Origin of the sequence: Paenibacillus hunanensis, from assembly GCF_034055775.1 — a bacterium.
In the GTDB taxonomy this organism is placed as follows: Bacteria; Bacillota; Bacilli; order Paenibacillales; family Paenibacillaceae; genus Saccharibacillus; species Saccharibacillus hunanensis.
This window is the reverse complement of sequence record NZ_CP139194.1, coordinates 1-12,500: the sequence shown is the minus strand read 5'-3', so window position 1 is coordinate 12,500 and position 12,500 is coordinate 1. Positions and strand designations below refer to the sequence as shown.

Sequence of the window (12,500 nt, the reverse complement as noted above, 5' to 3'; positions counted from 1 at the left end):
GTAGGATAGTTATGCTCTTATCGTTAAGATAGACTCGTCTTTATCTTCCATCTCTATTGTATTAAAGAAGTATATTCGTCGCTGAGTATTCGTGATCAAAGCTGTGTGTTGAAATGATGTGGTAATAGTCATTAGAGACAATCGATTTAATCTACTTCTATACTATTACTATTTTGATGTGGACTATTGCTAGCTTAGTATTCAAACTTTTAATGATATCTGTTTGACTTGTGATGCTGTTCTTCTATACGTATCGTTCGCTCTGATGATTGAATACAATGTGACTAGGTGACTAGAGAAGTGGTTATAGCACTTTTTCAAATTTTCTAGCAGTTACAGAAATAATGATTATACAAGTAATTGTTCAAGTGATAGTTTTTCAAGTGATAGTTTATAGAAGCTTCTTATTTAGAAGGTTCTGCTAATAGCTCATTTAGTAGATCATTGCTCGCATACATCGCTCTACACTACTATGCACTTTAGAAATTGTTCATGCTGTCACAATGGCTCATCGTTTATGGGCATTGTTGTTTGAAAACGAATAGATCGACTTGGACGAACATCACTCTCTTATTTCAGAGGATAAAAAAAGCGATTAGCTTAGCGTTGTACAACAGATTGGATATGCAGCTGGCGGTTTTCGATCAGATTATAGATGATCTCTCCTACAGCCACCATGGGACGTGTAGGATGGTCGCGATCAGAGAAAACGATCCGACCTACGCTACCATTGTTCAGACGAACTTTGGCGCCATTATGGAACTGAGTCACTTTGCGAATAAATGTAGTCACGACCGCTGGATCTAGCTTGCCGAATGATTCCGTCTCTAATTGTTCTAGCACGAGATAAGGAGATTGCGCCTGACGATAGTTTTTCGATAGGGTCATTGCATGGAAGATATCTGCTACGGCTACAATTTTGGCATAGATATGAATTTGGGACTGCTCCAGACGTAGTGGGTAACCGGAGCCGTCTACTTTTTCGTGATGCTGAAGAGCTGCTAGCTTCACACCTTCATTGATACCTTTGACATTTTTTAATAGATCATAGCCATATCGTGTATGTCTGCGCATTTCTTCAACCTCTCCAGGCTCAAGCTGAGTCGGCTTGTACAAAATATCTGGATCAATGCGAATATTACCGATATCGTGTAGCAAGCCTGCAAGCGCAACCTGCATTCCTTCATTAGGAGGTAGATGCATCCATTTTGCGATACGATAGGAAGTCATTCCGGTCAGTAGCGCATTGTGATACATGTATTCTTCCTTTTTTAGGCGCTGCGGTGTGTAGGTGAGTATATTATATTGTTTGGAGTTGTTAATCAGTTGCTCTAGACCTGTACGGAGCTTGTAGATCGGAATTTCTTCCACCAGCGCAGACTGGAAGCTTTGCTTGAGTGTCCGAATCATCTCTTCGTATACCTTCTCAAACGCAACTCGATCAGGATGGCTCATGATGGTTGTTTCTAAGATAACAGGCGTCTCTGCTGCAAGTGGTGGTAGTGGACGCTCATTATCAATCTCAGTAACCAAAAATGCCTTCAAGATCGTCAGATCACGTGGCATTAAAACTTTACCTTTAGGTAGAAGCAATTGTCCACGTTCTGTAAATACATCATTATACAACTGGATGCCTGGCTTCAATTCATGTACAGGTGTCATTACCATCACATTTCAACCTCGCTTTTTTAGTATTGAAATCATGCAATGACGCTCCCGATGAACAGCATAATAGCTTGCCAGCTTGAGGCGCTACTTGTAGCGTTACTGTATATCAGGTATGTCCTGCACCTTGAATATGGATATGCCATTGTCCACTTTATTCGATCTATATGTAGCTCTTGCTGTATGTCTATTTATGGACTGGGTATATTTACTTATAATTATGTACATATATTAGCATCCAAAGACCTATAAAACAATCGATTATTAACTAAAATGCCAAATTTATTAAATGATTTTACGGATAATCTAGCTAACAATGTATATCTTTGGTCTTAGCTTTACATAATACAGTCGGTTGGAGCGATGCGATGGAGCATGTGGCTACTTTATTCGAACCTTTTATTAGCGCTATACGGCTAAATATGATGGCTGGGCATCTACCTATGTAATGAAATATATAAAATGCTGAGTTACAAACAAAAAAAGCTCTACCGTATTCCCACAAGTCCTGATTCGGACGGAACACGGTAGAGCTTCTTTTATTAAGAATAGATTGAATCTATTCGATCAAGTATAACTTATTCTTCAGCTTCTTCTGTTGATTCGCTAATGGAGGATTCAGATGATACCTCAGTAGCTGATTCAGCTTCTGTTGCTTCTACCTCTGTGCCTTCTTCAGTTGGCTCTAGCTCATCCTCACTATCTTCACTCTTCGCTGTAACACATACCGTTGCTACGGCATCTTCATCACGGATGTGAATCAGGCGTACACCCTGTGTGTTACGTCCCATTGTCGAGATGGTCTCGATGCCCATACGGATAAGGGTACCACTGGTCGTAATGATCATTAGATCGTCTGTATCGCCAACGACCTTCAGACCGGACAGCTCACCATTCTTATCTGTTACGTTCATCGTTTTAATCCCTTTACCACCACGACTCTGGATACGATACTCGTCACCAGGCGTACGTTTACCATAGCCTTTTGCTGTAACGATGAGCACTTTCATGTCGTCGCTGATAATATCCATACCGACTACACGGTCGCCTTCGTCCAGGGTTACACCCTTAACTCCTGTCGCGCTACGTCCCATGGCGCGAACATCGGTCTCGTTGAAGCGGATCGACATACCGTAGGCGGTACCCATGATCATGTCTTGCTTACCGTCCGTCAGCTTCACTTCGATCAGTTCATCGTCTTCACGCATATTGATCGCGATCAAGCCGCCTTTACGGATATTCACATAATCATCCAGACGTGTTTTCTTCACGACACCCTGACGCGTACCGAAGAACAGATATTGATCGCCTTCGAAATCCTGCACTGGAATAACCGCGTTGACCGATTCACCCTGTTCAATCTGGATCAGGTTGATAACTGGCGTTCCGCGTGCCGTACGTCCCAGCTCTGGAATCTCGTATGCCTTGATCCGGTATACTTTACCCTTGTCGGTAAAGAACAGCAGGTGATGGTGAGAATTCGTTACGAACAGATGCTGGACAAAGTCCTGATCCTTCATATCGACACCCATAACCCCTTTACCGCCACGGCGCTGGCTGCGGTATGTCGTTACTGGAGAACGCTTGATATAGCCGGTATGCGTAACCGTAACAACAACCTCTTCCTGTGGAATCAGGTCTTCGTCCAGAATGCTTTCTTCACCGACGGTGATCTCGGTGCGACGCTCATCACCAAAGCGCTGTTTAACCTCATCCAGCTCTTCGCTGATGATCTCCAGCACTCGGGATTCACTTGCCAAAATCTCACGGTACTCTGCAATCAGGCGTTGCAGCTCGTTATATTCATTCTCAATCTTATCGCGTTCCAAGCCAGTCAGACGTTGCAGACGCATATCCAGAATCGCCTGTGCCTGCTCCTGACTGAGCGAGAAGCGTTCGATCAATGCTTCACGTGCCGCATCCGTTGTCTGCGAGCCACGAATCAAAGCGATCATCGCGTCTACATTGTCCAGTGCAATACGCAAGCCTTCGAGGATGTGTGCACGTGCCTCGGCTTTTTTCAGATCAAATTCTGTACGACGACGAATAACCTCGATCTGGTGCTGAATGTAGTGATAGATAACTTCGCGCAATCCGAGCAGCTTCGGCTCGTTATTGACGATCGCTAGCATATTCACACCAAAGGTTGATTGCATCGCTGTATGCTTGTACAGATTGTTTAATACGACGTTCGGATTCACATCACGACGCAGCTCGATCACAATGCGCATACCGTTACGGTCAGATTCGTCACGCAGATCGGTAATACCCTCGATACGTTTCTCACGTACAAGTTCAGCGATCTTCTCAACAAGACGCGCCTTATTCACCTGATACGGAATCTCGTTAACGACGATACGTGCTTTATTGTTGTTCTCCTCAATCGTTGCCTTCGCTCTCATCGTAATCGATCCACGACCCGTTTGATAAGCCTGACGAATGCCAGAACGACCAAGAATATAACCGGAGGTCGGGAAGTCAGGGCCGTGGATATAATCCATCAGTTCCATCGATGTGATATCTGGATTCTCGATCATCGCCTGCACGCCGTCAATGACTTCGCCCAGATTATGAGGTGGAATATTAGTCGCCATACCTACAGCGATACCGGAAACCCCGTTTACAAGCAGGTTAGGATAACGAGCCGGCAATACGACCGGTTCGCGCTCTTCACCGTCATAGTTTGGAATATAATCAACGGTTTCTTTGTTCAGGTCACGCAGCATCTCCAATGCCATCTTGGACATACGTGCTTCGGTATAACGCATCGCCGCTGCCATATCGCCATCGACGGAACCAAAGTTACCGTGCCCATCAATCAGCATATAGCGCATGGAGAAGTCCTGTGCCATACGAACCATCGTATCGTAAACAGCCGTGTCTCCGTGCGGGTGGTATTTACCAATAACTTCGCCGACGATTCTCGCCGACTTCTTGTAAGGCTTATCCGGTGCCATGCCGAGCTCCGACATTGCATATAAAATACGCCGGTGTACAGGCTTGAGTCCGTCACGTACGTCAGGCAAAGCCCGGCTGACGATAATACTCATCGCATAGTCCATAAAGGACTCGCGCATTTCTGTCCCGATATCCCGGTCTTTAATCTGCGAAAATTTCTCTTCCGCCATGCTAAGCTTAGCCTCCTTATTGCAGCCTTCGTTTGCACAAATGGATGCTCTCTGGTTCTGCTATGAATGGTGGTGATCCATCCTAAGCGACCCTGTATAAAAATAAGTTTCCTCTTGCCAGAATGATAGGAAAATCGTTCGCCATCATGGCGATTTTGTGATGATGCTATGCCCGGTGCTACATCACTTTATTATACCATTTTTTTCGTGTGATGTCCTGTGTTTTCGCGCTATTTGCAGCACTTTTCATACAGTTTTGATATAAAATCTTGTAAGCGACATAATGGACGCGATTTCTATCTGTCTTGCTGCTGTTATCAATATAAAAGGGGCATCCACCATGTGGCAGATACCCCTTTTTAATTTGCATAATTACACCGATTTGCTTACGTTCTATCCAGCTGTCTATTTTGCTAGACAATAAGGATCGAGCTTAGAAATCGAGATTTTTCACATACTTCGCATTTTCCTGAATGAAATCGCGACGTGGTTCAACATTATCACCCATGAGCGTATCAAAGATCGCATCCGCCAAAATAGCATCTTGAATGCTAACCTGTAGCATGATACGGCTTTCTGGATCCATCGTTGTTTCCCACAGCTGAGACGCGTTCATCTCGCCCAGACCTTTATAACGCTGTACGTTAAATTTGGCATTTTCGCCAAAGCCTGCAATGATCTCGTCACGCTCGCGCTCGGAGTTAGCATAGACTGCTGTTTTGTTACGCTCGACCTTGAACAGTGGCGGCTGTGCGATATAGACATAGCCTGCTTCAATGATCTGACGCATGTAACGATAGAAGAACGTCAGCAGCAGCGTACGAATGTGCGCGCCATCGACATCGGCATCCGTCATGATGATCACTTTGTGATAACGTGCCTTGGACAGATCGAACTCATCGCCGATCCCTGTGCCCAACGCCGTAATGATCGCACGAATCTCGGCATTACCGAGGATGCGATCAAGACGTGCTTTTTCAACGTTCAGGATTTTGCCTCGCAATGGCAGAATCGCCTGGAAATGACGATCACGTCCCTGCTTCGCAGAACCGCCCGCAGAGTCACCCTCAACGATATACAGTTCACTGATCGAAGCGTCTTTAGACGAGCAGTCTGCCAGCTTACCAGGCAGCGCACTCACTTCCAGTACACTTTTACGGCGAGTCAGCTCACGTGCCTTACGAGCCGCTTCACGTGCGCGAGAAGCCTGTAACGCTTTGTCCAGTACACGACGTGCAACCGAAGGGTTCTCGTTCAGGAACTCTTGCAGCTTCTCGGAGAATAGCGATTCTACGATACCGCGTGCTTCACTGTTACCCAGCTTTGTTTTCGTTTGACCTTCAAACTGAGGCTCTGGAATTTTGACGGAAATGATCGCCGTCAAACCTTCACGCACATCCTCACCTGTCAGGTTACCTGTATTATCCTTCAGCAGGCCGTTACGGCGTGCATAATCGTTAATAATACGTGTCAGTGCACTTTTAAAGCCGGATTCGTGTGTACCGCCCTCATGCGTGTTGATATTGTTTGCGAAGGAATAGATATTCTCGGTATAGCCCTCGTTGTATTGCAGCGCAATCTCAACCTGGATCTGCTCGCGCACGCCTTCAACATAGATCGGCTGCTCGTTGATCACTTCACGATTCTGGTTCAGATACTGCACGTACTCGATAATACCGCCTTCGTAGCGGAAATGATTGGATACACCAGTACGCTCGTCTGTCAGCGTTAGAGCGATGCCCTTGTTCAGGAACGCCAGCTCACGAATACGACCGAGCAATGTATCATAATCATACACGGTTGTTTCAGTGAAAATTTCATGATCCGGTCGGAAGGTTACAGTTGTACCTGTGCCTTCGTCTTCGGTCATATCACGTAATACTTTGATATCCTCGACCGGTGCACCGCGTTTGTATTCCTGCTGATACACTTTGCCTTCGCGTTTAACGACAACGCGTACATGCTCAGACAATGCATTCACAACAGACACACCTACACCGTGCAGACCGCCGGATACTTTATATCCGCCACCGCCGAATTTACCGCCGGCATGGAGTACGGTCATAACGACTTCAAGCGCAGAGCGCTGTGTTTTCGCTTCTACGCCTACAGGAATACCGCGTCCATTATCGACAACAGTCACGCTGTTATCCTCATGGATCGTTACTTCGATATGATCACAGTATCCGGCAAGCGCCTCGTCAATACTGTTATCTACAATTTCCCAGACCAGGTGATGCAAGCCTTTGGAGCTGGTCGATCCGATATACATACCCGGACGTTTACGTACGGCTTCCAAACCTTCAAGCACCTGTATCTGACTGGCATCATAAGCCGGTTGATTCGTCGACATGCTATTTTCACCTACTTCTGTATTTTAGACAGCCTTCTCTGGCTGTGCCTATGCATTCATCACAAAGCTATTGGTCCGCTTTTTCAGCGTGGCGGAGGAAATGGGGGAATAATACACTTTATTTTTGGTCACAACGATCGACTTCGGTTCCTCCTCACCGATCGATTCAACCTTTTTGTCTTCGTGTGCAAAGCTTACGAATTGCTTGGAGATTTTGGATGACTTTTCAATCGATATATCAAAAATGGCAACAAGCTCCGAAAAACGGATGATCTTCTCGCCACCCAAATGTATATACATGGAACGGACCTCCCTTACTTCTCAATATGCCCTTGATGGACATGGAAAATCTGGGCTTCCTTCAGACGACCGGCATTGAGGCTCTCGATTCCGGTAGCCGTGATGAAAGTCTGCACTTTGTCCTGAAATGTCTCAATCAACTGAGTTTGACGGTAAGGATCCAGTTCGGATAAAACGTCATCCAGCAAAAGAATCGGGTATTCCCCGATCTCCTCGTGAATTAATTCGATTTCAGCAAGTTTCAGCGATAAAGCGGTCGTACGTTGTTGACCCTGTGAGCCAAACACCGCTGCTTCATTGCCGTTAATGTGAAAGGCAAGATCGTCTCGATGCGGACCTGCCAGAGTCGCGCCACGGCGATATTCCTGTTCTTTCACTTGTGATAATTTTATCATAAATTGCTCAAATAAGACAGCTTCATCTTCTTCTTCGACCGTACCAAATGAGGGCACATACGATAATACGAGCTGTTCCTTGCCGCCGGTTATCCCCATGTGGATATTTTCCGCCCAGCCCTGTAGCTTGTGGATAAAACGTTTGCGCTTCTGTACGATCTTCACGCCGTGCTCCACGAGCTGCTGATTCCAAATGTCGAGCATCGTATTGTCCTTGTTGCCAGCGCCCCATGCCTGCTTGAGGAAATTGTTACGCTGTACTAGCACCTTCTGGTACTGCTGCAAGTGATGCAGATAGCTTGGCTGCACCTGACCGATCTCCATATCGAGAAAACGGCGGCGCACACCGGGTGAGCCCTTTACGATCTCCAGATCCTCCGGCGCAAACATGACCGCATTGATCGTACCGACAAAATCACTCAGCTTACGTTGCTCCAGCCCGTTGATCTTCGCCTTTTTTCCGCGCGCCGAAAAGTTCAGCTCCAGCTTCACCTTGCCGTACCGCTTGTCCGCATCACATGTAATCCGCGCATGGTCCGCACCAAACGAGATCAGCTCCTTGTCCTTACTCGTTCGATGCGACTTGGACAGAGCCAGCACAAAAAGCGCCTCGATCAGATTCGTTTTCCCCTGTGCATTTTGTCCGATAAACAAATTGACCGGGCCAAAGGAGTCGAGCTGTAGGCTCTCATAGTTGCGATAATTTTGTAGGCTGATTTGGTTGATGAACATGGATAAGCTCCTCCGGTCTATTGCCCGCTCTGAACCTTAAAGCTGCCTTCGCCCTGTACTTCCACTTCATCGCCAGGATAAAGTTTGCGACCACGACGTTCTTCCAGCTCTCCGTTAACCTTGATCATTTGCTCCTGTAGAAGTGCTTTCGCGCTTCCTCCGGTGGAGACGCAATCTGCCAGTTTTAGAAATTGATCCAGTTTGATATATTCCGTGGAAATGGAAATGTTTTTCATAATATTTGTAAACCGTCCTTTCGACGATGGGTTATTGGGCCGATCCAAATGAATAGCCAGGTCTTAGCATCATACCATAGTCAAAGTTGCACTACTATGGTTATGGGCAAAGTACCTGGCTCTTTTTTGCTCCAAGGGTCTGTTTTGTGACTCGGATGACTGGGACAGCTGCTCTTTTTTAATTATAATACCGAGCAAGGCTAGCAACAGAGGAGGATAACAATGAGCGATTCGATGCAACGTTTAATCCGTGATCTGAACAATGGCAAAATGAGAGGCTATTCATACTACACTCACCCTGAACAGTCTTCTGATACGACAAGGAATGAGTCGGGTTCGGGTCAATTGATCCAGTATGCTGTTCAGAAGCGCAATCATCAGTATGTCGCTTATTATTTTCAGGTGGACGTGGATCAGATGGATAACCATGAAGAGGCTGCGGTCGAACAGTATGAGGAATATAGCGATGTGGAGCAAGCACTGGCGTGTCTGGTTAACAAAGGCGCTGATCTTGATCGGTTTGCACCGTTCAAGGGACAGACTCCTTTTTGAGTGCGGTTTAGCCTGGCAATGGGCTTAGCCGGAAAAGTCATAACCGTTTGAAGTTAGCAGCATTCTCAACATGCAGCACATAATGCAACACGATAAAAGGCAGGTACCGTAACCATGGGTACCTGCCTTTTTGCTAAACGATGATGCAATAAATGTATATCGCACATATAGCTCTATTGGGATGCTCCAAGCGAATTAGAAATCTTCACATGTGGAAAAACAAAGCTCTGTCGATTCAACAAAAAGTTATATACATGTGCATAAGATTTTTGAAAATAATCTATTCACAGGCTCTGGCACCACGTATATGATCCAGGTTGTGCTTAACATTCAGCAAATTCACGCTGCTTTCTTTGCCAGAACTACATGCCGTTTCAGCAACAGGCTATTCAGCATACCATGAATGACTAAAAATTTGAACTGCTTACACGGTGAGATTAGTTTGTTGTCCGGTACGGCAAAATAATGTACAGGCTGCGGCTCTCATCCAGCGGCTTAATGATGATCGGGCTCATGATGCCGGTAAACTGGATCGACAGCTGCTCACTTTCGATTACTTTCAGCACATCAAGCATGTATTTGGAGTTGAATGAAATACGCAATGGCTCGCCTTCAAACTTCGCAATATCCAGCTGCTCAGTTACACGTCCAAGCTCGGAAGAGCTGGAGGAAATTTCAACAGCGCCATTTTCCAGTGTTTGCATACGAACGATATTCGTTTTTTCCTCACGAGAAAGCAGATACGCACGGTCGATCGAATCGGCCAGTTTTTTCGTATCCATCACAAGCTCGGTTTTGAAGCTGGTTGGGATAATTTTGGATGTATCCGGGTACGTTCCGTCCAGAATGCGCGAGTAGAATAGCACGCGATCAATTTTGAATAGCACCTGATTGTCAGCGACGACGATATCAAGCAGCTGGTTTTGGTCAGGAATGATTTTGCTGAGCTCGTTCAGTGTTTTACCAGCAATAACTACATTGCTGAAACGAACGCCCGTATCTTCACCAAGATTTACCGTACGACTCGCCAGACGGTGACGGTCAGTCGCAACGAATTTCAGCTCGCCTTCAACCAGATTCCAGAGCACACCTGTCAAAATTGGCGTTGTTTCCTGTGTGGAAATAGAAAACGCCGTTTGTTTGATCATATTTTTCAACAGATCGCCAGGAACGGAGATTTGCTGATTTTCTTCGATGTTTGGCAGCACCGGGAATTCCTCAGGATCCAGACCAACAAGCTGGATATCAGTAGCCCCTGCACGGATGAACGTTTGGAAGCCATCTTTAACTTCCATTTCGATTTCCTGAGAAGGCAGCTTTTTGATAATTTCAACGAAAAACTTAGCAGGTAAAACGACGCTACCAGGGCGTTCGATCTCTACGATCGTTTTACTATCGTCTTCAGCGGGTATGAAAGATTGAATCGAAATATCCGTATCGCTCGCTGTTAAGGTCACACCGGAATAACTCACATCGAACTTGATTCCGCTCAAAATGGGAATGGTCGTACGACTGGAGATCGCTTTAGATACATGTTGTATCGATTCGTTCAAATAGTTTTTAGAGATTTGGATCTTCATAGTTTCACTCCTAACCAGCATGATTCATGCTTGTACATATCCTTTTTTTCAATCAGCACCGAGAGGTGCGTTTTAGCAAGAAGAATGTTTTAAATATTTAATAGCAGTAGCAGTAGGGACACTGAATATGTGGATAAGTGCCTTCAAGCCGCATAAAATTAAGCCTATCCACATGTGTATAAAGTGTGTATAGGCTTGCTAGTTGTTCAGGATGGATTTTTGATTTTGTCCATCAGATTGTTAACCACTTTAAACAGATCCTGGTCGGATTTTAGCGACTGGGATATTTTTTCGTGCGCATGAATCACGGTTGTATGGTCACGTCCTCCAAATGCTTCGCCGATCTTCGGTAGCGAGTAATCGGTCAGCTCACGCGATAGATACATGGCGATTTGACGAGGAAAGGCAACAGCCTTTGTACGCTTGCGCGCCTTGAAATCCTCCAGCTTCAGGTTGTAGTACTCGCCTACACGCTGCTGAATATCCTGGATGGTGATCATTTTAGGACGACTGGAAGGAATAATATCCTTCAGCGCTTCCGCTGCCAGATGCGAAGTCACATCCTGATTCGTCAGCGACGAATACGCAACCACGCGGATCAGTGCGCCTTCTAGCTCACGAATGTTTGTATCGATCTGGTTGGCGATATACATCATCGCTTCGTTCGGAATATCGAGATTTTCGGCCTTTGCTTTTTTACGCAAAATGGCAATCCGTGTCTCCAGATCCGGCGGCTGAATATCGGTGATCAGACCCCACTCAAACCGTGAACGCAAGCGCTCTTCCAGCGTTGGAATCTCCTTCGGCGGACGGTCACTGGAGATAATAATCTGCTTGCTCTCCTCATGAAGCGCATTAAACGTATGGAAAAACTCCTCCTGCGTCGATTCCTTTCCCGCTAGGAACTGAATATCATCGATCAGCAAAATATCGATATTGCGGTACTTGTTCCGGAAGCTTTCGCCCCGGTTGTCGCGGATTGAGTTGATAAACTCGTTAGTGAATTTTTCGGACGAAATGTAGACGACCTTGCTATTCGGATTATGCTGCAAAATATAATGTCCGATCGCATGCATCAGGTGCGTCTTCCCCAGTCCTACGCCCCCATACAAAAACAGCGGGTTATAGGCTTTGGCCGGGGCCTCTGCAACTGCCAGTGAGGCCGCATGGGCAAAGCGATTGCCCGCTCCGATTACAAATGTATCGAATGTATATTTGGGATTCAGCATATTAGCCACAGGCTCTTCCGTCTGCACCGCTGCCGGCTGCGCCGGTGTCTGTTGCAGAATGAGCGCCTCTTCTGGCACTGCTTCCTCAATCACGAATTTCACATCAACCTGTCTACCTAAAACCTCATAAACGGTGGAGCTGACGAGTTTAGTGTAGCGGCTTTCCAGCCATTCGACTGCGAAGGTGGTCGGTGCTGAGATCACGATCGAATGTTCCGTAAATGTCAGCGCTTTGGTTGCCTTGAACCAGGTATCAAAGCTCGGCTTGCTGAGCTTTGTCTGAATGATTGATAGTATTTGCTGCCATAATTCGGAGGTATGGCTGTCCAC

9 protein-coding genes are annotated in these 12,500 nt (G+C 46.1%); 1 reads left to right on the top strand and 8 read right to left on the bottom strand.

The features are described 5' to 3' along the window. Positions 1–600: 600 nt before the first annotated feature. The 6 genes from SK066_RS00045 to yaaA all read right to left on the bottom strand — a co-directional run bounded on the left by SK066_RS00045 (position 601) and on the right by yaaA (position 8,809). Positions 601–1,668: an HD-GYP domain-containing protein gene (locus SK066_RS00045; RefSeq protein ID WP_320544955.1), complete on the bottom strand. Its 1,068-nt coding sequence runs from the start codon at positions 1,666–1,668 to the stop codon at positions 601–603. A gap of 575 nt (positions 1,669–2,243) precedes the next feature. Beyond that, positions 2,244–4,793, bottom strand: coding sequence for a DNA gyrase subunit A (gyrA, locus tag SK066_RS00040; protein WP_320543193.1), 2,550 nt, complete (start codon positions 4,791–4,793; stop codon positions 2,244–2,246). 433 nt (positions 4,794–5,226) lie between these two features. Further along, positions 5,227–7,146 carry a DNA topoisomerase (ATP-hydrolyzing) subunit B gene (gene gyrB, locus SK066_RS00035; RefSeq protein ID WP_188778272.1) on the bottom strand — a complete coding sequence of 640 codons (1,920 nt, stop codon included), beginning with the start codon at positions 7,144–7,146 and terminating at the stop codon, positions 5,227–5,229. A gap of 48 nt (positions 7,147–7,194) precedes the next feature. Further along, entirely contained in the window at positions 7,195–7,446 is a 252-nt protein-coding gene (gene remB / locus SK066_RS00030; RefSeq protein ID WP_320543192.1) for an extracellular matrix regulator RemB, read from the bottom strand. 14 nt (positions 7,447–7,460) lie between these two features. Then, positions 7,461–8,573 (bottom strand): DNA replication/repair protein RecF, encoded by a 1,113-nt coding sequence (gene recF / locus SK066_RS00025; RefSeq protein ID WP_320543191.1) that lies wholly within the window; start codon positions 8,571–8,573, stop codon positions 7,461–7,463. 17 nt (positions 8,574–8,590) lie between these two features. After that, positions 8,591–8,809 carry a S4 domain-containing protein YaaA gene (gene yaaA / locus SK066_RS00020; protein WP_320543190.1) on the bottom strand — a complete coding sequence of 73 codons (219 nt, stop codon included), beginning with the start codon at positions 8,807–8,809 and terminating at the stop codon, positions 8,591–8,593. Between the two features lie 222 nt (positions 8,810–9,031). Between yaaA and SK066_RS00015 the strand changes: the two genes are divergently transcribed. After that, entirely contained in the window at positions 9,032–9,361 is a 330-nt protein-coding gene (locus tag SK066_RS00015; RefSeq protein WP_320543189.1) for a hypothetical protein, read from the top strand. Between the two features lie 437 nt (positions 9,362–9,798). Here the strand turns inward: SK066_RS00015 and dnaN are convergent, their stop codons facing one another. Continuing rightward, positions 9,799–10,941: a DNA polymerase III subunit beta gene (gene dnaN / locus SK066_RS00010; protein ID WP_188778282.1), complete on the bottom strand. Its 1,143-nt coding sequence runs from the start codon at positions 10,939–10,941 to the stop codon at positions 9,799–9,801. A gap of 206 nt (positions 10,942–11,147) precedes the next feature. After that, positions 11,148–12,500, bottom strand: a complete 1,353-nt coding sequence (gene dnaA / locus SK066_RS00005) for a chromosomal replication initiator protein DnaA (protein ID WP_188778284.1) — start codon at positions 12,498–12,500, stop codon at positions 11,148–11,150.